The organism is Paucibacter sp. TC2R-5 (genome assembly GCF_025717605.1).
Taxonomy (GTDB): Bacteria; Pseudomonadota; Gammaproteobacteria; order Burkholderiales; family Burkholderiaceae_C; genus Paucibacter_A; species Paucibacter_A albus.
In genome coordinates this window covers 408,247-434,095 of sequence record NZ_JAJIRQ010000004.1, presented here as the reverse complement: position 1 = coordinate 434,095, position 25,849 = coordinate 408,247, and the positions used below count along the sequence as shown (strand labels likewise).

18 protein-coding genes are annotated in these 25,849 nt (G+C 65.4%); 7 read left to right on the top strand and 11 right to left on the bottom strand.

Annotated elements, in window-relative coordinates:
* Positions 1-27 precede the first annotated feature (27 nt).
* From LNV08_RS12085 to LNV08_RS12050, 8 genes are all read right to left on the bottom strand, one after another.
* A complete protein-coding gene (locus tag LNV08_RS12085; protein WP_263533944.1) occupies positions 28-258 on the bottom strand; it encodes a hypothetical protein in 231 nt (76 codons plus the stop codon).
* Between the two features lie 36 nt (positions 259-294).
* A complete protein-coding gene (locus LNV08_RS12080) occupies positions 295-1,008 on the bottom strand; it encodes a DUF3313 domain-containing protein (protein ID WP_263533943.1) in 714 nt (237 codons plus the stop codon).
* A gap of 70 nt (positions 1,009-1,078) precedes the next feature.
* Positions 1,079-2,353 carry a metallophosphoesterase family protein gene (locus LNV08_RS12075; RefSeq protein WP_263534086.1) on the bottom strand — a complete coding sequence of 425 codons (1,275 nt, stop codon included), beginning with the start codon at positions 2,351-2,353 and terminating at the stop codon, positions 1,079-1,081.
* Positions 2,354-2,355: 2 nt separating this feature from the next.
* Positions 2,356-4,380, bottom strand: a complete 2,025-nt coding sequence (gene recD, locus LNV08_RS12070) for an exodeoxyribonuclease V subunit alpha (protein ID WP_263533942.1) — start codon at positions 4,378-4,380, stop codon at positions 2,356-2,358.
* Complete coding sequence (gene recB, locus LNV08_RS12065) at positions 4,377-8,174, bottom strand: exodeoxyribonuclease V subunit beta (protein WP_263533941.1); 3,798 nt, start codon at positions 8,172-8,174, stop codon at positions 4,377-4,379. Before recB ends, recD begins: the two co-directional genes overlap by 4 nt.
* Complete coding sequence (gene recC / locus LNV08_RS12060) at positions 8,171-11,698, bottom strand: exodeoxyribonuclease V subunit gamma (protein ID WP_263533940.1); 3,528 nt, start codon at positions 11,696-11,698, stop codon at positions 8,171-8,173. The genes recB and recC overlap by 4 nt, the downstream gene beginning before the upstream one ends.
* 136 nt (positions 11,699-11,834) lie before the next feature.
* Entirely contained in the window at positions 11,835-14,585 is a 2,751-nt protein-coding gene (locus tag LNV08_RS12055) for a hypothetical protein (protein ID WP_263533939.1), read from the bottom strand.
* A gap of 92 nt (positions 14,586-14,677) precedes the next feature.
* The gene (locus LNV08_RS12050) at positions 14,678-16,078 is read right to left on the bottom strand and encodes a hypothetical protein (RefSeq protein ID WP_263533938.1); all 1,401 of its coding nucleotides are present in this window, start codon (positions 16,076-16,078) and stop codon (positions 14,678-14,680) included.
* 61 nt (positions 16,079-16,139) lie between these two features.
* On the opposite strand from LNV08_RS12050, the gene alkB reads away from it, so the two are divergent.
* Entirely contained in the window at positions 16,140-16,778 is a 639-nt protein-coding gene (gene alkB, locus LNV08_RS12045) for a DNA oxidative demethylase AlkB (protein WP_263533937.1), read from the top strand.
* A 12-nt stretch (positions 16,779-16,790) separates the two neighbouring features.
* Here the strand turns inward: alkB and LNV08_RS12040 are convergent, their stop codons facing one another.
* On the bottom strand, positions 16,791-17,915 hold the full coding sequence (locus LNV08_RS12040) for an ABC transporter substrate-binding protein (protein WP_263533936.1): 1,125 nt from the start codon (positions 17,913-17,915) through the stop codon (positions 16,791-16,793).
* A gap of 205 nt (positions 17,916-18,120) precedes the next feature.
* On the opposite strand from LNV08_RS12040, the gene LNV08_RS12035 reads away from it, so the two are divergent.
* The gene (locus tag LNV08_RS12035) at positions 18,121-18,852 is read left to right on the top strand and encodes an SDR family NAD(P)-dependent oxidoreductase (protein WP_263533935.1); all 732 of its coding nucleotides are present in this window, start codon (positions 18,121-18,123) and stop codon (positions 18,850-18,852) included.
* Positions 18,853-19,022: 170 nt separating this feature from the next.
* On the opposite strand, the gene LNV08_RS12030 is transcribed toward LNV08_RS12035, so the two are convergent.
* On the bottom strand, positions 19,023-20,021 hold the full coding sequence (locus LNV08_RS12030; protein WP_263533934.1) for a 2-hydroxyacid dehydrogenase: 999 nt from the start codon (positions 20,019-20,021) through the stop codon (positions 19,023-19,025).
* Positions 20,022-20,134: 113 nt separating this feature from the next.
* On the opposite strand from LNV08_RS12030, the gene LNV08_RS12025 reads away from it, so the two are divergent.
* Complete coding sequence (locus LNV08_RS12025; RefSeq protein ID WP_263533933.1) at positions 20,135-21,127, top strand: LLM class flavin-dependent oxidoreductase; 993 nt, start codon at positions 20,135-20,137, stop codon at positions 21,125-21,127.
* Between the two features lie 14 nt (positions 21,128-21,141).
* Here LNV08_RS12025 and LNV08_RS12020 read toward each other — a convergent pair whose 3' ends face one another.
* Positions 21,142-22,038, bottom strand: coding sequence for a LysR family transcriptional regulator (locus LNV08_RS12020; protein WP_263533932.1), 897 nt, complete (start codon positions 22,036-22,038; stop codon positions 21,142-21,144).
* Between the two features lie 78 nt (positions 22,039-22,116).
* Between LNV08_RS12020 and LNV08_RS12015 the strand changes: the two genes are divergently transcribed.
* From LNV08_RS12015 to LNV08_RS12000, 4 genes are all read left to right on the top strand, one after another.
* Positions 22,117-22,563 (top strand): DoxX family protein, encoded by a 447-nt coding sequence (locus LNV08_RS12015; protein ID WP_263533931.1) that lies wholly within the window; start codon positions 22,117-22,119, stop codon positions 22,561-22,563.
* Positions 22,560-23,234: a glutathione S-transferase family protein gene (locus LNV08_RS12010; protein WP_263533930.1), complete on the top strand. Its 675-nt coding sequence runs from the start codon at positions 22,560-22,562 to the stop codon at positions 23,232-23,234. The genes LNV08_RS12015 and LNV08_RS12010 overlap by 4 nt, the downstream gene beginning before the upstream one ends.
* Positions 23,235-23,410: 176 nt before the next feature.
* The gene (gene chrA / locus LNV08_RS12005) at positions 23,411-24,772 is read left to right on the top strand and encodes a chromate efflux transporter (RefSeq protein ID WP_263533929.1); all 1,362 of its coding nucleotides are present in this window, start codon (positions 23,411-23,413) and stop codon (positions 24,770-24,772) included.
* A 148-nt stretch (positions 24,773-24,920) separates the two neighbouring features.
* Positions 24,921-25,799 (top strand): hypothetical protein, encoded by an 879-nt coding sequence (locus LNV08_RS12000; protein WP_263533928.1) that lies wholly within the window; start codon positions 24,921-24,923, stop codon positions 25,797-25,799.
* The last annotated feature ends 50 nt before the right edge of the window (positions 25,800-25,849 follow it).

Genomic DNA, 25,849 nt, shown 5'->3' with positions numbered 1-25,849 from the left:
GTGAGCCTTTGGCGTTGGCTTCGCCGCTTAGCCCAGCAAGCCCTGCGCCAGCTTGCGCAGGGCGGCCGCATCCAGGGTCTTGCCCGGGCTTTGCTCGCAAATTGCGGCAACCCGGTTCAACAGGCCGGCAGCAAAGCGGTGTGCTGCGGCCAGCGTTTCCTCATCGGTGTCATAGGTGTCATAGGCCTCAACGGCGACACCGCTGTCCGAGGCAATGGCCTTGATGTCGATCTTCTGGGCGGGGGATTGTGTGGCCATGCTGGCACTCCTGTGGCGATTGAATTGGGCGCTACTTTACTGTTTACCGACGGCATGCGCCTTGTCGAGTGCTTTGCGCAATTTTCGCGCCCAGCCCGAGGCGATCAATTCACCCTCGCTCTGATTCATCACGCGGTTGGTCCAGCTCAGCTGACCGCCCCGGATATTCGACTCCTGACGGTCGACCACTCGCGCCAAGACCTGGCCGGTTTCGGAGTCAAAGGCCTCCAGAAAAAGCGTCATCTCGCCGGCGGACGTGACATAAGTCTTGGTCCGTGCGGCAGTTGCCACATCGGGGGCGTTGACATAGAGCTCGATGATGCTGACCTTGAGCTTGAGCACATCCGGCCCGGCCGTGTCCACGACCTGATAGCCTTCCTTGGCCTGCAAGGCCTTGACGAATTCATCCCGCACCAGATTGGCCACGCCGGAGCGAATTTCCTCGCGTTCCTCGGCGGTGATCCTGAAATTGCTGCCGGGGCGTTTGGGGTCCCAGTTTTTGGAGAAGGCCACATCAACCGGCCCCAGCATCACCTTGCTATAGCCCGCCAATGAAGCGCCCGGCCGGGCGTAAACCAGATCCGCGTCCTTGGACTTGCGCTGCTCCAGCCCGTCATGACTCAGCTGCTCCTTGACTGCCGCTTTACTGTCGGCCCTGCTCGCGGCGCCTGCCTGCAAGGGCGCTGCGACCATCATCAAACACAAGGTCAAGGAAAAGAACTTGGGAAAGTTTAAATGGAATTGACGCATGAAATAACTCCTCCTTAAAGGCAACCGGTGGCGACCTCAGCCACACATCATTCTGCACCGGAAACCCTCGTTAGCTTCCCGCCTGGCCCTGCTCCGCCTGCGCCAGCTGAGCCAGCAACGCCGGCGTGACGGCCGCCACAATGCCCGCCATATCGCCGGCGCGAATGGCCTTGAATTCGGGCAAGGCTTCAATCAATTCCAGCGGCGCCTTGGCGGTGAGCTGCTGCAAGTCCTCAGTCAGGCTGCGCATGAAGTCGCCGTCTTGCGGCACCTCGGCCAGCAGCGCTTGCAAGTCGGCGATGGCGTCGGCGCGCGCGCTGATCTGCGCCGCATCCAGGGCGGGCGTGGTCTCTATCCTGAGTTTTTCTATCCACAACCTGTCGCCGCTCAGGGCGGCGGCCTGCGCCAAGACCTCCTCGCGCAACTGCGCCTCCAGGCCGAACAAGGCGCCATGCGCCGGCGTGCGCCCGACCAGCGTCACACGCACCGCCAGCGGCCAGGCTCCGGTTTGCGCGAGCAGCAAAGCCTCCAGCGCCTGGCCCGCCAAGCTGACCACTGCCGGCAGATCGGCCGCCCCGCCCACCTCTACTTCCAGCCGCTCCCAGCGCAAGACATCAACGATCAGCCGCTCCACGCTTTGAATGCCGGCCTCGCTGGCTGTGACCATGACCGCACCGCGCGGCCCGGCCTCGCGGATATGGCGCCCCTGCAGATTGCCGGGGAAAACCACCCAGGGCGCCTCGCTCAGCACCGCATACTCATGCACATGGCCGAGCGCCCAATAGTCATAAGCCTTGGCCTGCAGCTCCTGGACAGAACAAGGCGCATAACGGGCATGCGCAGCGTAGCCTTCCAGCGCCGTGTGCAAGACGCCGATATTGAGCCAACCGGGCACGGCCGCCGGGTAGCCAAGGGCCAGGTTCTCGGTCGTGGCAGCCTCCTTGAAACTGCGGCCATGCAGCGCGACCCGCAAGGCGTCTATCTTGTGCGTTATCGCCTTGCGGCTGTCGAACAGATGGACATTGGCCGGCAGCGTCAGGCGCCGCGTCATCTCGCTCTCGGCATCGTGGTTACCGTAGAGCAGATAGACGGGGATGCCGGCCTGGTTCAGCCGGCCCATCTCGCGCACGAAGAAATGCCCGGTGTTGTAGTCGCGCCAGTTGCCGTCGTAAAGGTCGCCCGCGATCACCATAAAGTCCACCGCCTCGTCGATGGCCGTATCGACCAGCCTGGTGAAGGCCTCTCGGCTGGCGCCGCGCAGCGCCTGCGCCGGAGCGTTCTGATAGCTGGCCAGGCCGCACAAAGGGCTGTCCAGGTGGATGTCGGCGGTGTGGATAAATTTGATCATCAGCTTTGCTCCCGGCTCCCGGCCAGACGTTCCAACAGCCCGCTGGCGCGCCGCGTGCGCTGCGCCAGCGCCTTGGCGAAACCCGGTGGCCAGCCGTTGACCAGGGTAAAGGCCTTGCGGGCGCGGGTGATGCCGGTGTAGACCAGCTCGCGCGCTAGCACGCGGCTGGGCTCGGTCGGCAACACCAAGACCGTGTGCTCAAACTCCGAGCCCTGCGACTTGTGCACCGTCATCGCAAACGCGGTTTCCACATCGGCCAGCCGGCTCACCGCCACCGAGCGCAGCTTGGCGCCGTCGGAGAAATAAGCACGCAGGCGCTGAGCCGAGCCTTCCGCGCCAGCGGACTCTCGCTGCGGCCGCAAGACAATGCCGATGTCGCCGTTGAAGACGCCCAGGCTGACATCATTGCGCGTCACCATCACCGGCCGGCCCTCATACCATTCACCGCGTTTGACCAAGAGCCGCTGCTCGGACAAGGCCTGCTCGACCGCCTGATTCAGGACTATGGCGCCGAACTGCCCCTCGCGCACCGCACACAAGAGACGAAAGCGCTCGAAGGCCGTCAAGATCTGCCCCACCCATTGTTCAAAGCCGGCCGCGTCTGGCTGGGCCGGGCCTTGTTTGACCAGCTCCAGATAGCGGCGGTAGCCGCCCTCGGCGCCGGGCCGGCCCTGCACCGCCAGACGCAGCAGAGCGGCCAAATTGGGTGGCTGCAACTCATGCAAGATTTCGCGCTCGCCGAGGCGCAACAGCTCGCTCGCCGCGCGGGCGTCGCCGCGGTTGACGGCCAAGGCCAACTGGCCGATCGGCCCGCCGAAACGGTGGCTGCGGCGCAGCATCACGGTTTGCTGGGCCAGCTTGGAAGCTTGGCTCGCCTGGTATTCGGGCGCGATAGCCTGCCCGGTGACGGCTTGCGCGTAGGCGGCCGTTGCGGGCAAGTAACGGCCCAGCTCAGCGTCGGTGCAAAGGTCACCCAGGACCGCGCCCGCCTCGACCGAGGCCAGCTGATCCTTGTCGCCCAGCAGAATCAAGCGACAGCCGGCAGGCAAAGCCTCCAGCAAGGCCGACATCATCTCCAGATGAATCATCGAAGCTTCGTCGACGATCAACACATCCAGCGCCAGCGGGTGGGCCGCATCGGCCTTGAATTTGCGCGTGTCAGGGCGTGCGCCCAACATCGAATGCAAGGTCCGCGCCGGGCCGATCTGTGTCGCCAACTGCTGCAGCGGCAAGTTGCTGCCCAGCTGCGTCTGCAAGTCGCCCAGCGCCGAGTCGATCGCCTGTTTGAGGCGCGCCGCCGCCTTGCCGGTGGGTGCGGCCAGGCCCACGCGCAGGCGCTGCGGCTCGGGGTCCACGGCAAACAGCAGCGCAAGCAGGCGCGCGACGGTGTAGGTCTTGCCGGTGCCCGGGCCGCCGGTGATCAGCGACATGCGGCCGTTCAAAGCCAGGCCGCAGGCCAGCTTTTGCCAGTCAAAGTCGGCCGGCTCAACTTCGCTTTGGGACGCTGCCTCGGGGAACAACAAGTCCAGCCAGCGCCGAACGTCCGCCTGCTGGGGCTTTTCCGCCACGGCCACCCGCGCCAACACCTGCGCGGCGACCTTTTGCTCGCAAGACCACATGCGGCGCAGATAGAGCTTGGAGCCGCTCAGGACCAAGGGTTCGGCCCCGCCTTGGCGGTCATCCCCAGCCTTTTCCACCCAAACCAGCGGGCTCGCCCGCAGCGCGGCCAGCCAGCTGGGCAGATCGGCCGGCAGCTGCTCCTTCATCAACTGGCGCAAGGCGCCCGCCGCGTCCGCCTTCCAGCCCAGCAGTGCCTCGCTGTCTTGCAGCAATAGATCAAGCTCCACACAGCTGTGACCGCGCCCTTCCATATGCGCGACCAAGGCGGCCGCCAGGAGCAGCGGAGCCCTCGCGTCCGGCTGTTGCTCGGCTGCAAAGCGCGCAAAAGCTGCGTCCAGCCGGCGCAGCCAGCCCTGCTCACTCCATTGTTTCAATGCTGCCAAAACTACCAAGGCGGCCGTCATGCCTCGCTCCCGACCGAAAATTGTTGAACTTGCAGGCCTTGCATCAGCTGATCAAGCTCATCCAGCATCTGCAGCGGCGGCACCACCACGCAGCAGCCCCGGCTGGGTGCTTGCAAGCCGCGCAAGAAGAAATAGACCGCGCCGCCGAGCTGCTTTTGCGGCTCGTAGCTTGCCCCCAGGCGGGCGCGCAGCAACCTATGCAGGGCCAAGAGATAGAGCGCGGCCTGCAGGTCATAGCGATGTTCGGCCATGGCCGCGGCCAGCGCAGGCGGCTCGTAGTCGGCGTCGCCGGCACCGAGGAAATTGGACTTGTAGTCCAGCACAAAATAGCGCCCCTGATGCTCGAACACCAGGTCGGCAAAACCCATCAAGAGCCCATGCATCTGGCGCTGCGGCAGCGCCGGGCGGGCCAAGTCGCCGAGCAAATGCCGGCGGCAGATCGCGTCCAATGCTTGCGACTGCAGCTGATCCGAAGGGAACCAAAACTCCATCTCGGGCAGCGGGCGGCGCAGATCGCTCAGGGCCGCACCGACCTCGGGCAGCGGCGTGGCGCAGAGCTGCAGCAGCCAGCTCAAGACGTCCTGCGCATGCAGGCCCCAGCCCTGGCGCTCGCAGCGACGCAGCAGCTGAGCTTGCAGCTCCTGCGATTCGGCCAGCCGATGGAAGCCCTCCTCGGCCAGCCATTCCAGCTGATCATGCAAGAAGTTACCCGGCAGCGCGCCGCGCGGGAAACTGTGCCAGGGCTGAGGGAGCGGCAGCTCAGGCGCGGCAAGGCCGAGTTCGGCGGGAATGGCGGGCACGGACGGCATGGACGGCATAGGCGGCATGGCCGGCTCATCGATGCGCGCCGCAGCGTTCGACAACAAGGCCTGGCTGGGCAAGGCCCGCACCAAGGCCGAGAAGCTACCAATGCCCCAGCGCCGCTCGAATTCAGCGTTATAGGCCGTCGCCTCCTGCAGCGGCGGCGGCGCGCCGCGTGCCTGCATCAGGGTCGGGCCCAGCGACGGCGCGCGCGCGGCCGGCAACAGCGCAATTTGCGGGTTAGCACCTGCCAGCTCGCGCGCCAGCAGCGGCAGCTGCTGTGCCTCAAAAGGCTGCACGCCGCCCAAGATATAGCCGATGGCGCTGCGGTAAGTCATGCAGTCCTTGGCCTGCCCGACCTTGAGCGCGCTGACGCCTATCCACAGCGCATGCCGCGCCCGTGTCAGCGCCACATACAAAAGCCGCAAGTCTTCGCGCTGCCGGGCGATGTCGGCCGTCTCGATCTCCTCATCGCTGGGCTGCAAAGAGAGCTGACCCTCGGCGCCCTGCTGCTTGACGTAGGAGGTACGGGCCTTGTTGACGGCTCGAAAGCTGCTGGCGAAAGGCAGGAAGACCAGCGGGTACTCCAGGCCCTTGGACTTGTGCACGGTGACAACTTTGACTAAATCGGCGTCGCTTTCCAGGCGCACGACCGCGTCTTCCGCCGCGCTGGCGCCGGGCTGGCCGCTTTGCTCGATCTGCGCCGCCAACCAGCGGATCAGTCCGGCCTCGCCGCTTTGCAGGCCGCTGGCGGCCTGCAGCAATTCGGCCAGATGCAGGTAATTGGTCAAACGGCGCTCGCCTTGGCCGCCTTCACCGCCTGCACCGGCATTGCCGGCATTGCCTTGCTTTAACCACAGCGCCGGCAATTGCAGTCGGTGCAGGAGCTGGCGCAACATCGCCAGCACGCCCTGCGTCTGCCAAATGCATTGCAAGGCCTTGAACTCATCGCTGCGCGCATCGAAGGCTTCGTCGTCTGCGGCCAGGGCGCTCAGCTCGGCCAGGCTCAAGCCCAGCAAGCGGGTCGCGAGCGCAGCGCGCACCAAACGCATATCCAGCGGCGCGGCCACCGCCTGTAGGCAGCGCAAAAGATCGCTGGCCTCGGCACTGGCAAAGACCGAGTCCTTGTCCGACAAATAGACAGAGGCGACCCCGCGCCGGCGCAGCTCCCGGCGCACCGCAGCGGCCTCGCGGCCGGTGCGCACCAGGACCGCCATATCGGCCGGCGCCAGCCGTTTGAACTCACCCTTGCCGGCATCAAAAAAACCGGCCTCGGGGTCATTCAAGTAAGCCACCATTTGCTCGGCACAGCGTGCAGCGAACAGGCGCTGGCTGCTGCCCGCGTCGAGCAGGCTCTCGTCGACCACCCAGCTGAGCGCCGGCACTGTGCCGCCCGCCTCAACAAAGCGCTCGGCCCGACCACGCGCCGCCACGCCCGCGAAAGGCAAGGGGTTGAGCCCGGAGCCAAGCTCGCGGAACCTGAATGCGCCCTCGCCTGCGCGCGCCTCGGCAAACTCGAAGACCTGGTTGACCGCCGCCACCAAGGCTTCGGTGGAGCGGTGATTGGTGCCCAGCACATAGTGGCGGCCAGCGGTCTTGGCGCGCACGTCCAGATAACTGTAAATGTCGGCGCCACGAAAGCCATAAATCGCCTGCTTGGGGTCGCCGATCAGCAGCAAGGTGCTGCCGCGAGCCTCCTCTTCAATCCGGTAGAGGCGGTCGAAGATGCGCGTCTGCAAGGGCGAAGTGTCCTGGAACTCGTCGATCAAGGCGACCGGGTACTGCGCCAAGATGCGCGCGCGCAAGCGCTCGGCGCTGAGGCCTAGCGCGGGGTCCAGCGCCTGATCCAAGCGCGTCAACATATCGGCAAAGCCGAAGAGGCCGGCGGCCGCCTTCAAGCCCGCAAGACGCTGCGCAATACGGCTGGCCGCATGCAGGCGCAGCGGCGGCGCCAGCGCGGGCAGCGCCTCCAAGGCTGCCAACAAGGCCTCAAAGGCGGCGAAATCAGCAGGCAGCTCAGGCAAGGCGGCGTCGGCCTTCAATGCCTCGGCCAAACCGCCCGGCGTGAGCCGAGCACGCCCGGCGCCCGAAATCTCTATCTCCTCCATCGCCGCGTCCTGGCTCCACGCCGCCAGCGCCCGCAACCAGGGCTGATAGAAGTTGGGCCTCAGCTTGGATTTATTGAAGGGGCAAGCCTTGTCGGCCGCCATCTGCCCCTCCAGCCAGTCTTGCATGGCGACAGCTCGTTCGGCCCAGCCCTGCTTCAAGACCTGCAGCCCGTCTGCCCGCTCGCCCGCCACCCGCTCAATCAAAACAGCCAAGGGCTCTTGCGCCAGCTGCGCTGCTTCGGCCGGCAGGCCCGCGCCCAAGAGAGCACGGGCGTCTGTGTTCAAGGCCTCGACCGTGCCGAAGACCGCCAGCGCGTGATCCAAGGCCGGGCCGCCGAGCGGGTAGAGCTGGGCGCGCCAATAGTCTTGAGTCGCTTCCAGCAACATCGCCTGCTCGTCGCCGATCAACGCTTCATCAAACAAGCAGCCGCTGTCAAAAGCATGCTCGCGCAACATCCGCTGGCACCAGGCATCGATGGTGTGCACGGCCGCGTCATCCATGCTCTCGGCCGCCAGGCTCAAGCGCCGCGCGGCGATGCTGCGCAGGGCCGGGTCTGCGTAGCCTGCCAGCAAGCCCTGCAAAAAGCCGTCATGGGCAGCGACCTGGGCCTCGCCTCGAAAGCACTGGGCCGCCTCCAGCAAGCGCGCGCGAATGCGGTCCGACAACTCGCGCGTGGCGGCGCGGGTGAAGGTCATCACCAAGATTTCAGCCGGCAACAGGGGCCGAGCAAAACCGTTTTCACCGCCATGGCCCAGCACCAGGCGCAAGTAGAGCGCGGCAATGGTCCAGGTCTTGCCGGTACCGGCGCTGGCCTCGATCAGCCGGCTGCCCCACAAAGGGAAGCTGCCGGCGTCCAGCAGCTGATGGCTGTTGTTCTCACTCATGCCTGTGCGGCCTCCAAGAGATTCGCCGCCTGATGCAATTCCAGCTTGGCGCAGCTCTTCACCCATTGCTGAAAAGGTTCGTACAAGCGCCGCGCCAGAACCTCGAAGCGCCCGTCGGCGCTGAGCGCCGCAAAGTCGGGGAACAGCCTTGCCAGGCAGGGCTCCTCGCCCTCCCCGTCGCTGCGGAAGCCACCCTCATAGACCAAGGCTGCATCACCCTTGCCGCTGAGCAGCGCCAGGCCGGTACTCAGCGCCAGCGGCAAGGGCGCATTGGCACCATTCATGCCTCCATGCATACCTTCGCTCCAGGCCAGCAAGAGATCGCTCAGCAAGGCTTGGGCCTGATCGTGGGGCAGCGGCTCCAGCGTCACGGTCGCGTCCTTGCCGACCAGCACGCCGCGCAGCGTCACGCCGCAAGCACTCGCCGCCAGCAGCCGCACCCAGGCCTCCAGCAAACGCTCCGGCTGCACCGCTTGAGTCTTCTCGTTCAGGCAAAGCCGGCTGCTCGTGAGCTCAATCCAGACGCGCTGCCCGCCCAGTTCCTGGCAGCGCACATCGGCCAACCAATCCTCAAAAACAGCTGCCCCGTCCTCTGTCGCCTCCTCTGTCGCATCAAAAGGGAAACGCAGCAAGTCCTTGGGCGCCGCCAGCGGGTACAAGGTCTGCAGCGCCAGCCAGGCCTGCAACATCGGCGTCAGGGTCGCGACCAGCTTTCGCTCCACCCGCAAGCCCTGCTCGGCCATGGGTAAATTGCCCGCACGGCGCAGGCGCGCGGTGTAGGCCGCCACCCGCTCGGGCAAATCCTGTTCGGTGTTCAGGCCCACCAGCAGCTCGTCCAGCAAGTTGCGCAGCATCGAATATTCCAGCAGCCCGGCAACGGCAAAGGCCTCATCGTCCTCGGCCGCAAGTGCCTGGCTGTCAAACTGCACCAGCAAGCGCTGCTTGAAGAAAGCTTTGACCGGGTTCTTCAAAAACGCTGCCAGGCTGCTGACGTTCAAGGGTGACGGCGACTCCGCGCGTTCATCCGCCGGTGGCGCTGGCTCCAGACCGTCCGCTGTCTGCAGCTGCACATGGGCATCGCGCCATTCACGGGCATGGGTGAACAAGCCCGGCTGAGTGGCTTCGAAATAGCGCCGGCTGAAGGGCTGCAGCGGATGCTCGGTGCTCAGGCGCTGCAACACATCTTTGTGCCAGCCGGCCTGCAGATAGTCGCGCAGCTGCGAGACCAGCACCGAGGGCGGCTGCTCGCTGTTGTCGCGCACGCTGCGGCCGCTCCAGCTGATGTAGAGCTTGGCCCGCGCAGACAGCAAGGCCTCCAGCATCAGCTGCCTGTCGTCATCGCGGCGCGAGCGGTCGCCGGGGCGAGCCAGGCCGGGCAAGCCCATCAGATCGAAATCGCTGCGACTGGCGCGGCGCGGGTAGTCGCCGTCATTCATGCCCAAGAGGCAGACCACCTCGAAGGGCACGGCGCGCATAGGCATCAAGCTGCAAAAGGTCACGCCGCCGGCCTTGAAGCGGCGATTCAGCGTCGGCGCGTCCAGGCTCTCCAGCCAGGCTTCGCGCACCACGGCCAGCTCGATGGCCTCCTCAAAGCCTGCCAGCGCACAAACCTCCAGCCAGGCATTCAGGCCCGCAGCAGCGGCCGCCAACACCAGGCTGTCGGCCTCGCTGCTGGCCGAAAAAAAGTCCGCCAGCAAGGCCCGGCAGCGTTCGGCCCAAACGGCGGGCGTAGCGCCCTCAGCGATCAGCTGCCACCAGGCATCCAGTGCAGCAGCCAGATCGGCCAAGGAGCCGGCCAGACCCGCACTCAATCCGCCAACCTCTGCATAGGGCTGTATGCCCTGAAAGGCCGGCCCTTCGCCGCTGCCATAGCCCAGCAAGATGCGGCGCAGGCCAAAGACCAGGCTGTTTTGCTCGCCGCAAGCGCCCAAGCCCATCTCGGCGCGCTGCTCAGCGCCCAGGCCCCATCTGATGCCGGCGCCCTCCATCCATTGGTTCAGGCGCGGCAAATCGTCCAGGTCCAGGCCAAAGCGCGCGGCAATCGCCGGCACCTCCAGCAAGGCCTGCAACTCACTCAGGCGGCAGCGCTGCTGCGGCAGGCGCAGCAGCCATTCCAGCGCGACCAGGAGCGGGTTGTTGGCACGCTCCTTCAGATCGGCGATGTCATAGGGGATGAAGCGCTTGTCGCTGCTGCGCGCGCCAAAACCGAACTGCCCAAACACCGAGCGTATTGCCGGCGCGAAGGCTTCGATATCGGGCACCATGACGACGATGTCTCTGGGCGTGATGCTGCCCCCCGCCTGCGCCAGCAGGGTCAGCAGCTGGTCATGCAGGATCTCGACCTCGCGCTGCGCGCTGTGCGCGATGTGAAAGACGATCGAGTAGTCATCCGGCGCCAAGGCCGGGCGCGGATGCTCGGCCAGCGGTGTCAGGTCGCGGATATGCGCTTGCACCTGGGCCAACAAGCTCTTGCCCGGCGCTTCATCAAACAAATCGACCTTGCTGACCTGGAAGCGCTCCTGCGCCTGCAGCACATCATCAAACACGTCCAGCTGGCGCACAAAGTCGCGCCCCTGGCGCCCCCAGCTGGCCAGCAAGGGATGAGCGTGGGCATGCATTTCTTCAAGGGACAAGGTGGCCAGATCCAGCCCTTGGCGCAGCGGCTGGCGGCGCCTCTCGGCGCGCAACAACTCGCGCCCGTCCATGATGTCGGCCCAGTGATAGCGGCAGGGGTTGGGGATCGCCAGCACCACTTGGCAATGCTCGGACAGGGCCGCCAGCGCCTGCAGCGTCTGCATAGGCACGTGGGTCATGCCGAACAGAATAACGCGCCGGGCCAGCGGGCTCTCCCTTGCCCCGTGCGGCGCTTGACCGTCCTGCAGCGCCGCGACAAAACGCTGGTGCAGCTGCGGCCGCGAGCTGGCCCGCTCGGTTTCACTCAGCGGCGCTTGCAGCTCGCGCCACAACGCCGCCTGCCAAGCCTGGTCGGGCGGCAAGGCCTGGGCGCTGCGGGCGTCTTCGTCGAGCGAGCGCGGCAACACATCTTGCCCCGCGCCCCAAGCGGCCAGCCAGTCGCTGCGATAGACCTGGTATTGGTCGAACAAATCGGCCAGCGCCGAGGCCAGCTGCAGCCGCCGCTCCATGCCGCCCAGACGCAAAAAACCGGCCAAGGGCTCGAAGCCGGGCCGCTCCATCAGCTCGGGCAAGAGACGCATCAGCCCCCAAGTCAGCGGCAGCTTGTCCAGCCGCGACTGCGCCGGTACCGCCTCCCGACCCAAGAGCTGCCGATACGAGCGCCACAAAAAGCGCCCCGGCAACTCGACCCGGGTGGCGGCGCAGATGCCGCTCGCTTCGGCCAGCGTCATCTTCAGCCACTCGGCCACGCCATTGCTTTGCACCAGGAAGATTTCTTCCTCCAGCGGGTCCAGAGGCTGACGCCGCAGCCACTCGAACACCGCCTCGCCGAGCAGTTCGGCGCGGTTGCCATGCAGGACCAGCAGCCCCGGGGTGATTGTTGTTGTCATCTATCGAGAAATCCCTGATCGGTCGCTGTCGCGCGAATGGCCGGCCATGCTTTGAGTCTTGGGCCTGGCATTGTGGGGCCAAGCGCGACGCGGCCTTTGGCGGGCAGAGCAGCCAGCTCAAGCTCAGACCTAATCTTTAGCCTTTGCGGGGCTTGAGCTTGGCGGGGTCGACCGTCAAGGCCCCCAGATCCAGATCCTCGTGACCGCGCGGCCGGCGCTGCTCATCCAGCGCCTCGCGCAAGGCCGCGCCCGGCTGCCAGGCCGGCGCTTCCTGCGGCGCTTGACGGGCCGTGCCGGCGACCTGCGCCAACAAGCCGCCCAAGTCCAAATTGGCGTCGGCCGGGCTGCTTGCCGGCGCGGCCATCTTGGGCAGGTTGATGCTGGACAAATCCAAATCGGCGCGTGCAGCGCTGCGCGGCAAATCCACCCGCAAAAACGGCGCCGCATCGAGCTTGGCCTGCGCCTCAAGCTTGGCTTTGGCTTCGGCGCGCGCCTTGGCTTGGGCCTCGGCCTCCGCTTGGGCCTGGGCCAGGGCCTGGGCTTGAGCGGCCGCCTCAGCAGCGGCTGCGGCTGCGGCTGCGGCTGCGGCTTCGGCTTTTGCTTTAGCCATGGCCTGGGCCTGGGCGGCAGCGCGCGCTTGGGCTTGGGCTTGGGCCTGCGCGGCGGCTTCGGCGAGATCGTGTTGCGCTTGTTGTTCGGCCCTAGCTTGCTGCAAAGCGGCCTCGCGCTGCTGCTGGGCTTGGCGCTCCAGAGCCAACTCGCGGGCCGCTTGTTCAGCCAGCTTGACCTGAGCAAGCCGCATGGCCTCAGCTTCAGCCTCAGCGTCGGCCTTTGCCTTTGCCTTGGCCTGCGCCTCTTGCTGTGCCTGTGCCTGTGCCTGTGCCTCTGCCAAGGCTTGTGCGCGCGCCGCGGCCTCGGCCCGCTCGCGCATCGCTTCTTGCTCGGCCAGCAACTGTTTCGCACGCGCTTGTTCGGCACGTGCTTGTTCGGCACGCACATGTTCATCAAGCAGTCGCTGCGCTTCCCGCTGCTGCTCGGCCTGCTTTTGCAGCGCCAAGGCCTGCTGCGCCTGCTTGGCTGCCCTTGCCTCGCTGGCCTCGCGCGCCTTTTGCTGATCAAGCTTTGCTTGGGCTTGGGCCTGCGCTTGGGCTAAAGCCAGGGCCTGAGCCCGTGCCTCAGCCTCGGCCTGCTCACGCAGCGCCTGCTGCTCGGCCAGCAACTTTTCCGCCTCGAGCCGCTGCGCCGCCAAGCGCTCGCGCTCCAACTTCTCCGCCGCCTGCCGCGCAGCCTGCTCTGCCAGCCTGGCTTGTGCTGCGGCCTGGGCCTGTGCTTGTACACGCGCCTCGGCAGCAGCTTCGGCCTCGGCCTTTTCGCGAGCCGCCTGTTCTTCCCGCAGGCGCTCGGCCTCTTGTTTGGCTTGCTGCCTGGCCTGTTTTTCAGCCAACTCTTGCGCCAACTGCCGCTGGGCCTGCTCGCGCTTGCTTTGCTCTGCGGCCTCTATAGCGGCTTGCTCGGCGGCCTTCTTTGCGGCTTGCTCGGCGGCTTTTTCCTCAGCCAACTGCGCCGCTGCTCGGGCGGCCTCAGCGGCCGCCGCTTCTTTCTTTTGCTCAAGTGTCAGCTTGCTGGCTTGCGCTCTTTTGAGCTTCTCGGCTTTCTCGGCGGCTTCCGCCGCGCGGGCCGCGGCTTTTTGTTCCGCCAACTGTTGCTTCTCGGCAGCCAGCTGGGCCTGGCGCGCCGCTTTGGCTTCCAGCTCCGCCTGCTTTTTCAGCGCCTTGGCTTGAGCCGCCTGCTGAGCAAGCTGTTTCGCCCGTTCCTGGGTCGCTTGCCGCACAGCCGCAGCCCGGGCAGCAGCTTCAGCGGCCTGCTTGATCTTGGCTTCCTTAGCGGCCTGTTTAGCGGCCTCTTTAGCGGCCTCCCTAGCGGCCAACTGGGCTGCGACTTGGGCGGCTAGTTCTGCGGCAGCTTCGGCAGCAGCTTCAGCGGCAGCACGGGCGGCCTGCTCGCGAGCCTCGCGTTCCGCCGCCGCGACACGGGCCTGCTCTGCCAGCAGTTGCTGCTGGGCCAATTTCTCTTGCTCGGCGGCCCGCTGCTGTGCAGCAAGCTTTGCCGCCTGAAGCTCGGCCGCCAAGCGCTCGGCCGCCAAGCGTTCAGCCAGCAAGCGAGCGGCAGCGGCTCGCTCTTGTTCAGCCTGTTCGGCCGCCAAACGGGCCTGCTCTGCCTGCTCGGCTGCCAGGCGCTCTTTTTCTGCTCGCTCTTTATCTGCTCGCTCTTTTTCGGCTCGCTCTTTTTCAGCTTGCTCTATTGCAGCCCGCTCCATTGCAGCCAGCTCTTGTGCGGCGCGCTCGGCGGCCGCTCTTTCCGCTGCTTCTCTCGCCGCTTCTCTTGCAGCCTCAGCAGCGGCTTGTTTCGCTATAGCTTCTCGCGCCGCAGCTTCTTGCGCTGCCGCGAGCGCCTGGCGCCGCTCGGCGAGTCGCTCGGCGGCCAAGGTCGCCTGCAGAGCGGCAGCGGCAGCCTCGCGTTCCAGCTCAAGCAGCTCATCGGCTTCGCTTGGCGGCACAAGTTCGGGCGCAGTTTCGGGCACGACTTCTTCAAGCAGCTCCGGCTCAAGCGGGGCGCCGAGGGCAGACCGACGCTCGCGCAAATCTTCAACATCGGTGACGTCATGCATATCCCAGCGCCCCGCGCCCGGCCGCCCGCCGGCACGCGGACTGGGGCGCGCGGCCTGGGTAGCAGAAGCCTTGTGCGCAGCCGCTCCCGCCTTGGGCGCGCTATTGGCTTTCAAGGTCTCTTGCGAGATCGACAGGTCCACCGGCTTGTCGCGCTCGCGCAGCATTTCGGTGAAATCCTGAAGTATCGAATTGGGGTCAAAGCCGTCGTGCGCCGTCATGCCCACATTGTGCCCGCGCGACTTGCCGCCCTTGCAGCGTAGAAGCCCCTACGCCGCCACAATTAAAGCCCACCCGCACAGAGTCGGTATTTTTACCAGCGGCAGCCCTTGTTGCCCTTGGCCGCATCCAGCGCCAGCGGCACCACGGCCAAGAGCCCAAGCTGTTCGCCATAAGCTTTGCGACAGTCTTCCCGGGCGGCCTTCTCCATATCCTGCGTCAATTTGGACTTTTGCTCGGGCGGCGTGGGCAGCAGTTGCAAAACCCCACTCGAGCCCCGGCTCGACAACTCGCCACCGCGCGCGCGCGGCAGATTGAGATTCAGGGGCGGCGGTTTGGCGGCCGCCGAGGCGGGCGTGGCGACATCTTGACCCAGTCGCGGCCCGGCCTCCGGGGTGCCCGGACTCGGCACGGCCGACACCAAACTCGGCGTGGCGGCCGGCGCATTGCTGACGCTCACCGCCGAGGCAGCCATGGCGGCCAATGGCGCGACTGCCTGTGTTTGGGTCGCATTTTGAGCCGGTGAATTGGCCGGCAAGGCTTGCACCTCCTTGCGTTCCTGGCGGCTCAACAAGGCCGGCGGCGCCGCCATCTGCTTGTTGACGGGCTCGGCTGGGGGAGCTAGAGGAGCTGGGGGAGCCGGGGCTGACTCAACAATCGGCGCGGCTGAGGCGGCAGGAGGCTCAGACGGTGCCGCTGGTGCCGCTAGTGCCGGCAAGCTGTCCGGTTTGAACTGCGGCAAGGCGGGCTGTGGCGTTGCAGCGATCAAGGCTGGCGTGAGCCGGCTGGCCGGGCGCGGCGCGCTGGGCAATGGGCCAACTCGTTCAATCGCCTCGGCCTTGGCGCGCGCAAGCGGCACCACCGGCGCCGCTTCCATCACCCTCACCCGCGCCTGCGGCAGCGGCAGCTGATCCAAGAGATGAGGGGCGACCGGCGGGGAGTCCAATCCGGTCACAGGCTTGGACTTGAGGCGCGTTAACGCCTGCTGGGCGGCGGGCGCGGCCATCTGCAGCGGCGCAGGGCTGGGCAGAGCTTGCGCCAGCTCTGCGACTTCAGCAGCTTTGGCAGCTTGGCCCGCCTGGGCCGCTTCGGCACTGCTGGGCGCCTCCACACGCTCGGCGCGCCAAGGACCGACTTCGGCCGCACCCGGTGTCGTCGGCCTGGGGGCGCGCCGGGCCGGGTCATCCTGCGGGCGCACCCTGCCCCCATAACGCTGCTGCTTGGCCTGGCCGGGCGGCCCGGGGCTAACTTCGGGCAGAGGGGGCAAGGGCTGTGCTGCCGCCTTGCCGGTTTCGCCCTTGTTGCCGGCCAAGGTAACGTTGAGCCGGCCCCAGACGCCGTCACCGGGCTTTGCGGTGCCGGTCGCATTGCCCAACATCAGCACCAACCAGAGATGCAGCAATACGGCCAAGAGCAGGCATTGGCCCAGCTGGCCGTTGGCCGCCGGCAAAGAACCGCCTTGCGCTGCCTTGGGGATGATGTGCTTGAGGAACAATGGAAGTCGAGCTAAATCCTGAATTGAACGCAGTCTACTTGGCAGCCACCCGCCTGCAGCAATGAACGCTGAACTCTTCCCCCTCGAGACCGACCTGGCCATCGCCGACGGCGCCTGGCTGCTGCCCGGCTTTGCCCTGGATGCAGCGGCGGCTTTGCGGGAGGCCGTCGAAGCGGTGCTGGTCGAGGCGCCGCTGCGCCATCTGCACACGCCCGGGGGCCAGGTGATGCAAGTGGCGATGAGCAATTGCGGCCCGCTGGGCTGGGTCTCGGATGCGCGTGGCTATCGCTATCAGGCCTTGGACCCGCTGTCCGGCCGGACTTGGCCTGCCCTACCCCCGCTGATCGCCGGGCTGGCCCGGGAAGCCGCCGCGCGCGCCGGCTATGCATCTTTTGACGCCGACGCTTGCTTGATCAACCGCTATTTGCCCGGCAATCGCCTGAGCCTGCACCAGGACCGCGACGAGCGTGATTTCAGCCAACCAATTGTGTCGATCTCGCTGGGCCTGCCCGCCACATTTTTGTTCGGCGGCCTGAGCAGGGCCGACAAACCCGCTCGGCTGACCTTGCGCCACGGCGATGTGCTGGTCTGGGGTGGCCCCTCACGGCTGCGCTTTCACGGTGTGCTGCCGCTGGACGATGGCGAGCACCCGCTCCTGGGTCGCCAGCGGCTTAACCTGACGCTGAGGCGCGCCGCTTGATGGGGAGAGTACTCAGGGCTTGACCTTGAGCTCGACAAACTGCGAGCCACAGCACTTGCCCGGCCCATCATTGAGCACAAAGCCATCCAGGTCGAGCCGGCCCAGCGAGGCCATGCCGGCCAACAGCGAGGCCCGCGTCAGCGGCAACTTGCTGCGGCGCAGCCCCTCCATCAGCACTGTGGCGGCGATATAGCCCTCCAGGCTGATCGAGTCAAAGTGCTTGTCACCGGCCTCACGCATCGCCTTTTGATAAGCCGCCACCACGGCAATGGATGCGTCCTGCGCATCGGGCACGACTTGCGCAATCGTCACGCCACCCAGTTGCTTGCCCAAAGCACTCCACAAGGGCTCACGGCCGGCAAAAGACAGGGTATAGAAATGCCCGGCGTAGCCCGCCTGGCGCGCCGCACCGATGAAGGCGGCGCAGGTCGCATAGCTGCTGACCATGAAGATCGCGTCGCTGCGGCTGTCCTTGACCAGTTGCCTTACCTCGGCAGCGACTTCGGCGCTGTTGCGCTTGATGCTGGCGACGGCCTTGACTTGAATGCCTAGCGGGCTTGTCGCGGCCCTGATCGCCTCCAGGCCGCTGCGCCCAAACACATCAGCCTGGTAGAGCACATTGATGCTTTTGACGCCGGCCGCCTGCATCGCTGCGGCCAATTTGTTCGCCTCGTCAACATAGCTGGCTCTGACATTGAACACATAGGGGTTGGCCGGCTCGCGCAGCATCTCGGCCCCGGTGTAGGCGCCGACAAAAGCGATCTGGCTGCGCTTGACGGCGGGCAGCGCCGCCCAGCTGGTCGGCGTGCCGATATAGCCGAACAAGGCCAGCACGCGCGCGTCATCGATCAAGGTTTGGGTATTGGCCTCGGCCCGGCCCTGCTCATAGGCATCGTCAAGCAACTCAAGGCTCAATTTTTGGCCATGCAAGCCGCCGTGCGCATTGCCATGCGCAAAGGCAGCCCCCGCACCCACATGAAAGCGCCGACCCAAGATCGCCGCTGGGCCGCTCAAGGCCGCCGAACTGCCGATCCGAATTTCGGCCCCGCCGCGCTCTGCCGCCCCAGCGACTGCCCAAGCCCCGCAGGCCATCAAGGCCAGGCTCATCTTCAGACACAGGGCAAGGAGTTTGGACATCGGGGCTTTGGGCCTGGGGCTGGGCTAAAAACAGCTGCTAACACCGCCGTCGGGCGGACGGTCAAGCGCGTGTGGTTCAGTCTACGCCGAATGCGCCGCACGCTTGGGGTCCCCGCAGTGAAGGATTGCCGGCTATGCTGCGCGCGCTGGTTTGGGGCTGACCGGATCGGCAGCACTCAAACCCGACTGCATAAAGAAAGACCCCATGGACCTCAAACTCGCTGGCCTGCACGCCGTCGTCACCGGCGGCTCATCCGGCATCGGTGCAGCCATCGTTCGCACACTCGCCGAGGAAGGCTGCCGAGTCTCCTTCTGCGCGCGCGCTCAGGCCGGTGTCGATGCCGCAATGGCCGACTGCGCGGCCTTGCCCGGCCGCGTGCAAGGCGTGGCACTTGATGTGGCCGACACGGCCCGGGTCGAGCAATGGTTTTCAGAACTCGCCTCGTTTGACATCTTCATCCCCAATGTGAGTGCGCTATCCGCCAACTGGGCTAACGCGATCGCGACCGATATCAATGCCACCGTCGCGGTGACCGAAGCGGCGATTGCCTATCTGCAGGATTCGCCGAACGCTGCCATCACCTATATCGGCTCCAAAGCCGGTTCGCTGGCCGCACCCCATTCCGCCGCCTATGGCGCCGCCAAGGCGGCAATGGCGCACTATATGAAGTCGCTGGCCCTGCGGCTGCTGCCTTCGATTCGCGTCAACACGGTGTCACCCGGTGACACCTTGGCGCCGGGCGGGCTGTGGGACAAGGTGCGGCTGGAAGATCCTGCGGCCTACCAAAAGGTGCTGGCTCGCAACCCCCTGGGCCGGCTGGCCAGCCCGCAAGAGATTGCCCGCGTTGTGGCCTTTGTTTGCAGCCCGGCCGCCAGCTTTGTAGCCGGCGCCAACTGGTATGTGGACGGCGGCTCGGTGGCGCATGTGCAGATCTAGCTTGGCGCTAAGAACTTGTCCGTAAATAGCCGGGTCAGAGGATGACGAGGCGATTTGAGCGCAGAGCAAGGCGCAGACCACAGCGATACCCGTAGGTATCGCGAGGATCTGCAACGCAGCTATGGGTTCAAATCGACCGTCAGCCGACCCCGGTTATTTACGGACAAGTTCTAAATCTTGATCTCATCGCTCAAGGCCTGACCCGTGGCGAACTGCGTCACGCTGTCGATGGTGGTTTCGCAAATGGTGCTGATGGCCTCCTCGGTGAAGAAGGCCTGATGCCCGGTGACGATCACGTTAGGGAATGAGAGCAGGCGCTGGAACACATCATCGGAAATGATGGTGCTGGACAGATCGCGAAAAAACAGATCGGCCTCTTGCTCGTAAACGTCCAGCCCCAGGCCGCCCAGCTGACCGCTCTTGAGCGCCTCAATCGCGGCCTCGGTATCAACCAAGCCGCCCCGGCTGGTGTTGATCAACAAAGCGCCACGCTTCATGCGCGCCAAAGTCTCCTCATTGATGATGTGCTGCGTTTCCGGAGTCAAGGGGCAGTGCAGCGAAATGATGTCGGCACGGGCGCCGATCTCGCCGGCCCCGACATAGCGGGCGCCAAGATCCAAAAAAGCCTGCGAGGGGAACTTGTCATAGCCGATCACCTCGCAGCCAAAGCCCAGCATGATGCGCGCGAACACCAGGCCTATCTTGCCGGTGCCGACCACGGCGACGGTCTTGCCGTGCAGATCAAAACCCATCAAGCCGTCGAGCGCGAAGTTCGAATCCCGCGTGCGGGCGTAGGCGCGATGCACCTTGCGGTTGATCGCCAGCAAGAGCGCCACCGCATGCTCGGCCACCGAATAAGGCGAGTACGTCACCACCCGCACGACCTTGAGCCCCAAGGCGGCTGCCACTTTCAAATCAACATTGTTGAAGCCGGTGCAACGCAGCGCCACCAGCCTGGTGCCGCCTTGCGCCAAAGCCTTGAGCACCTCGGCGTCGGCCTTGTCATTGACGAAGATGCAGACAGCCTCGTGGCCCGCCGCCACCGCCACGGCATCCATATCCAGCGGCGCATCGATAAAGTGCAGCTGATGGCCGGCCTGCGCCTTCTCATTGGCCGCGCTTAAAAACTCTCGGTCATAGCGCTTGGCGCTGAATACGGCAATCTTCATTCCTTGACTCTCCTGAACTAGGCCCGCATGCTTGGCGCCCTTGACACTATGGCATGGCGCTCACTGATATCCGTAAGACGGGCATTGCGGGCAAGTCTGCGTAAGATGCAGGCATGACTCCGCTGTCCATTCTTGACCTCGCCCCCATCGTCGAAGGCAGCAACGCTGCTGCGGCTCTGGCCAACAGCATTGCCCTGGCCCGCCACGCCGAGCACTTGGGCTACAAACGCTTCTGGGTGGCCGAGCACCACAATATGGACGGCATCGCCAGCTCGGCCACGGCGGTCGTGATCGGCCAATTGGCGGCAGCGACGCAGAGCATAAGGGTCGGCTCAGGCGGCATCATGCTGCCCAACCATGCGCCCCTGGTGATCGCCGAGCAGTTCGGCACCCTGGCGACCTTCTTCCCCGGCCGCATCGATCTGGGCCTGGGCCGCGCGCCCGGCACCGACGGGCCGACGATGCGCGCACTGCGCCGCCACCTGGACCGCGCGGGCGAAGATCGCTTCCCCGAAGACGTCGTCGAGCTGCAGAGTTATCTGGCGCCTGAGCGCGAGGGTCAGGTCGTGCGGGCGATTCCGGGCCAAGGCACCGAGGTGCCGATCTGGTTGCTCGGCTCCAGCCTTTACAGCGCGCAGCTCGCCGCCTATCTGGGCCTGCCCTTTGCCTTCGCCTCGCACTTCGCGCCCGAACTGCTGATGCAGGCCCTGGACATCTACCGCGCCCAGTACCGGCCCAGCGTCCAGCATCCCAAGCCCTACGCCATGATGGGCATCAACATCATCACCGCCACCAGCGACGCCGAAGCCGCCTATTTATTCACCTCGCTGCAACAGCGTTTTTTGGGCATGCAACGCGGCAAGCGCGGCCTGCTGCCGCGCCCGGTGGACAGCATGGCGGGCTTGTGGACGGCAGCAGAGCAGGCCGGTGTGGCGCGCATGTTGGCCGAGTCCCTGATCGGCTCGCCCGCCACGGTGGCCGCCGGCCTGCGGGCGACGCAGGCGCGTACCGGCGTGGACGAATTCATCGTTGCCTGCGCGGTGCACGACGCACATGCCAGATTGCGTTCCTACGAGTTGCTGGCGGAGTTGAATCCCACGGCTTGAGCTAACGGTCTGGCTCAAGGCATCTGCAGGGTCTGCGCCAGATGGCCATAGACGACGGACACGCGGCGCAGATGGCGCGACTCGGGGTGAGTCAGCAGCCATAACTCGGTCTCGCAATCGTCCAGCGGCTCGGTCAAACGGACCACATCGCTGCGCCCTTCGGCCAGGAACAGCGGCGCGATGCCGACACCCATGCCCAGCGCCACCAATTCCAGCACCGACAAGATGCTGCTGACCCGGTAGCGCGGCTGGGCCTTGGGGAAATTTCGTCTACGCCAGACCACCGATGGATGCTCGGGCAGCGCCTCGTCGGGCGCGATCCAGTCGACCCGGCCGGCTTCGACATCGGCCAGATTGAAGTTCGGCTTGGCGGATTGTTTGGCTTTGGCCGCATAGAGCGCGACCCGGATCGGCCCGATCTGCTTGCCCACCAGATGCTGGGGCGGACGCTTGGTGGCGCGTACCGCGATGTCGGCATCGCGCCGGGTCAGGCTGACCAACTCGTTACCTGTGTGCAAGTCAAAACCCAGCAAAGGATGGACTTGCTGCAAGCTACGCAAGGCCGGTGCCACCAGGCCGTGCAAGATGGTGTCGGTGCTGCTGATGCGCACCATGCCGGACACCTGCGCCGGCGCCGTTTCGACGGCCGAGCGTGCGGCCTCCAGCGTCGCCTCCAGTTGTTCGGCATGTTCGGCCAGCTGCGTTGCCAGCTCGGTCGCGATATAGCCGGCACGCGTCCGCTCGAACAAGGCCCGCCCCAAGCCGCGCTCGATGCGCTGCAGCGAGCGGAACACCGTCGAGGCATCGGCGCCGACGCGCTCGCCCGCACCGGCCAGGCTGCTGCCGCGCACCAAGGCCAGCACCACGGCCAAGTCGCCCGGTGTCATTTTGTATTGCGCTTTTGCAATCATTGTCTGATTATCCGCATATTCCAATTTCGTTAACGCAATCCTACAGTGAAGCCCTGTCTACCCACCAGGAGTTTCTTCATGTATACATCTGCCGCCTCTCAACAACTCGGCATCACCGTCCTGCGCCTCAGCCTGGCCGCCGTGTGGATCTCGCATGCGCTGCTCAAGCTGCTGGTATTCACACTGCCCGGCACCGCGCAATACTTCGCGAGCATCGGCTTTGCCGGCTGGCTCGCCTACCCGGTTTTTGCCTTCGAGTTGCTGGGCGGCATGGCACTCTTGCTCGGCTTCTACGCCCGCCAGGTTGCACTGGCGCTGCTGCCGGTGATGGCGGTGGCGGCCTGGGTGCACCTGCCCAATGGCTGGGTTCACACCAGCGCCGGCGGCGGCTGGGAGTACCCGGTCTTTCTGATGGCCGCGTCGCTTGCGCTGTACTTGCTGGGTGACGGCGCCGCCGCACTCAAGCGCAGCCCGGCGCTGTTGCCGGCCTTCTTCTTCGGTGACGCAATGGATGTAGCAAAATGAGCGGCCCCTTGCTGCTGGTCTCGCACCTGCTCTGCCCCTATGTGCAACGCGTGGCCATCGTCTTGGCCGAGAAGGGCCTCGCCTTCGAACGGCGCGACATAGACCTCGCCCACAAGCCCGATTGGTTTTTGAAGCTCTCGCCTTTAGGCAAGACGCCGCTGCTGCTGGACGGCGACGCGGCCATCTTCGAATCGGCGGTGATTTGCGAGTACCTGGAGGAGACCGCCCTGCCCCGTCTGCACCCCAGCAATGCCTTGCTGCGCGCCCAACACCGAGCCTGGATGGAGTTTGGCTCGGCCTTGCTGAACACGATTGCGGGCTTCTACAACGCGGCGGACGAGGCTGCGCTAGCCGCCCGTGGAGCCGAGATCAAGCGGCGTTTCGAGCAGCTTGAGGCGCAGCTCGGAGAGGGGCCGTACTTCGCAGGAGCCAGTTTCAGCCTTGTCGATGCGGTGTTCGGACCGGTATTTCGCTACTTCGATGTATTCGAAGACAGTGCCGACTTCGGCTTCTGGACCGGCCTGCCCAAGCTGCAGCGCTGGCGCCGGCAGTTGGCCGCACGGCCCTCGGTCATCGCTGCCGTGCGACCCGACTACCCGCAGCGCTTGCAGGAATTCTTGCTCGCCCGCCAGAGTGCTTTGGCGGGCCGCATGCTGGCGACGCGCAAATAGAACTTCAAGCGCTGGCCATGCAGCGGCGCCAAGGGCAAAACTCAAAGGCGACCTCAAGCAAGCGTGGCCTCCGGGCAAGCTCGGTCAAACTCGGTCGATCTCGGGCAAGAGCACCCGCCACTATGATGCCGATCCGCCTCGGCCGCCGCCTCTGCGCCGCAACTTGCAAATGCAGTATGACGACCCAAGAAACCGCCCGCCTCACGCCACCCTCGCCCGTCAGCTTCTGGCAGGCCTTTGCCTTCTGGCTCAAGCTGGGCTTCATCAGCTTCGGCGGCCCGGCCGGGCAGATCGCCATCATGCACACCGAGTTGGTAGAGCGCCGGCGCTGGATCAGCGAGAAACGCTTTTTGCATGCCCTGAATTACTGCATGCTGCTGCCAGGCCCCGAGGCGCAGCAACTCGCCACCTATATCGGCTGGCTGATGCACCGCACGCGAGGAGGCATCGTGGCGGGAGCGCTGTTCGTGCTGCCCTCGCTGTTCATCCTGATCGCCCTGGCGTGGGTCTATATGCGCTTTGGTGACTTGCCCCTCGTGGCCGGCATCTTCTACGGCCTCAAGCCCGCCGTCACCGCGCTGGTGCTACATGCCGCACACCGCATCGGCAGCCGCGCGCTGAAAAACCGCTGGATGTGGAGCATCGCGACTGCAGCATTTGTGGCGATCTTTGCGCTCGACACACCCTTCCCCGTCATCGTCTTGGTCGCCGCCTTGATCGGCAGCGCCGGCGCGCGCTGGGCTCCGCAGGTCTTCGCGCTCGGAGGCGGCCATGCTGCGGCCAAGGCCGGCTACGGCCCGGCGCTGATTGACGACGACACACCCACACCGGCGCATGCGCGCTTCACCCGCAGCCGCTTGATTCGGGTCTTAGCCATCGGTGCCAGCCTCTGGCTGGCCGCCATGGGCTGGCTCTTGCTGACCCAAGGTTTTGAAGGCCTGCTGACGCAGATGGGATGGTTCTTCACCAAGGCCGCGCTGATGACCTTCGGCGGCGCTTATGCCGTGCTGCCCTATGTCTACCAGGGTGCCGTCGAGCAGCATCAATGGCTGAGCGCCGCGCAGATGATGGACGGCCTGGCACTGGGCGAAACGACGCCCGGCCCGCTGATCATGGTGGTCGCTTTTGTCGGCTTTGTCGGCGCTTGGCTGCAGCCTGTATTCGGGCCCGACAGCCTGTTCTGGTCGGGCGCGGTGGCGGCCACCGTCGTCACCTATTTCACCTTCTTGCCGTCCTTCGTCTTCATCCTGGCCGGTGGCCCTCTGGTCGAGGCCACCCATGGCAAGCTGGGCTTTACCGCGCCGCTGTCAGCCATCACAGCGGCGGTGGTCGGCGTGATTGTCAATCTGGCCTTGTTCTTTGCCTACCATGTGCTGTGGCCCACCGGATTTGGCGGCCACTTCGACTGGGTCTCGGCATCGATCGCATTGACCGCCGTGCTGGCGCTGTTCCGATTCAGGATCGGCGTGCTGCCCTTGTTGGGCGCTTGTGCGGCACTTGGTTTGGCTGTGACTTGGTTGGCTCCAAGCCTGATTTGATCGCAGCCAAAGACGCTGCGAACTGGTCGCTACCAGCGTGCGTCTCGGTGACTCAATGCGGCTACAGTCCAAGCGCTCTGCAGAACGTACAGGCCTGCAGCGGCCGACATTACCACCCGCCTTAGCAATCCATAGAGCCAGACTGAGCATGTCACCTACATTTGCCAAGTTCATGGGCGCAATCGCCCTCGCCGCCTTACTCTTCGGCGCCTATAGCTATTGGCCGGCGGCGCAAGATCGGCAACCCACCATAGCCACCACAAGCACCACAGCGCCCGTCGCACTGCCATCAACTGCCGCATCCTCGCCCATCGCTTTGCCACTGGCGCTAGCGGCCAGCGCGGTTTCGAACAATGACTTCGTCAAGGCACCAAACCAGTTAAACCCCATAGGTTCTGAAGGTTATGCCCCCCATATCGACCGAGCTCATCTGGGCGATGACCCCAAGTCTGCCTGGCAGGCGGTCACTTGGCTACAGCAATGCGCCATCAACAACACGAATGAACAGCACTTCCAGTTAATCTTGGACAGCGCAACGCTCCCCAAAGATGCTGCTGCGGCCATCGCTCAGCAACTGCAAGACACTCGGGTAGAGGGTCGGCGCTGCCAGACGGTGGTCGCGCAACATCGTGCCTTGTTGCCCGCCCTGGCTTTGAAAGCCATGCGTGGCCAAGTCGTCGGAGCCGCAGCCGTGTATGCGGGCCAGGTCAACTTCAGCACGCTTGAGCCGGCTATGCAAGCCGAGTTGGGCGGCGCAATACGTGCCGACGCGGGGGCGGGCGACGCCATGACGCTTTTGAACACGGCTCTCTCCGGCAAGGCTTGGGGCTTCAGCGACGAAGAACGGCTGAGCTACTTGGCGGTTTACGCGTCCCTTGGACCGGGCAACCTGGCTCACCTCAAGGGACTTCTCCAAAACGGGGCAATCACGAACATGGCGCCGCCCACCGACGCGCAGAAGGCCCAAGCGGAAGTAGCTGCACAGAAGCTGATCGATGGCATCAAGGCAAGGCGCCCACCCGCCTGAAGTCTGCAAGCGCTTTGAGCAAGTAGCTGGCACGGGCAACGATCGTGGCC

Coding starts and splice junctions, on each gene's coding strand:
- alkB (WP_263533937.1), top strand. CDS start 16,140: ATGAACGCTGAACTCTTCCCCCTCGAGACCGACCTGGCCATCGCCGAC.
- recC (WP_263533940.1), bottom strand. CDS start 11,698: ATGACAACAACAATCACCCCGGGGCTGCTGGTCCTGCATGGCAACCGC.
- recB (WP_263533941.1), bottom strand. CDS start 8,174: ATGAGTGAGAACAACAGCCATCAGCTGCTGGACGCCGGCAGCTTCCCT.
- LNV08_RS12080 (WP_263533943.1), bottom strand. CDS start 1,008: ATGCGTCAATTCCATTTAAACTTTCCCAAGTTCTTTTCCTTGACCTTG.
- LNV08_RS12015 (WP_263533931.1), top strand. CDS start 22,117: ATGTATACATCTGCCGCCTCTCAACAACTCGGCATCACCGTCCTGCGC.
- LNV08_RS12055 (WP_263533939.1), bottom strand. CDS start 14,585: ATGACGGCGCACGACGGCTTTGACCCCAATTCGATACTTCAGGATTTC.
- LNV08_RS12000 (WP_263533928.1), top strand. CDS start 24,921: ATGTCACCTACATTTGCCAAGTTCATGGGCGCAATCGCCCTCGCCGCC.
- LNV08_RS12085 (WP_263533944.1), bottom strand. CDS start 258: ATGGCCACACAATCCCCCGCCCAGAAGATCGACATCAAGGCCATTGCC.
- LNV08_RS12020 (WP_263533932.1), bottom strand. CDS start 22,038: ATGATTGCAAAAGCGCAATACAAAATGACACCGGGCGACTTGGCCGTG.
- recD (WP_263533942.1), bottom strand. CDS start 4,380: ATGACGGCCGCCTTGGTAGTTTTGGCAGCATTGAAACAATGGAGTGAG.
- LNV08_RS12035 (WP_263533935.1), top strand. CDS start 18,121: ATGGACCTCAAACTCGCTGGCCTGCACGCCGTCGTCACCGGCGGCTCA.
- LNV08_RS12025 (WP_263533933.1), top strand. CDS start 20,135: ATGACTCCGCTGTCCATTCTTGACCTCGCCCCCATCGTCGAAGGCAGC.
- chrA (WP_263533929.1), top strand. CDS start 23,411: ATGACGACCCAAGAAACCGCCCGCCTCACGCCACCCTCGCCCGTCAGC.
- LNV08_RS12010 (WP_263533930.1), top strand. CDS start 22,560: ATGAGCGGCCCCTTGCTGCTGGTCTCGCACCTGCTCTGCCCCTATGTG.
- LNV08_RS12040 (WP_263533936.1), bottom strand. CDS start 17,915: ATGTCCAAACTCCTTGCCCTGTGTCTGAAGATGAGCCTGGCCTTGATG.
- LNV08_RS12030 (WP_263533934.1), bottom strand. CDS start 20,021: ATGAAGATTGCCGTATTCAGCGCCAAGCGCTATGACCGAGAGTTTTTA.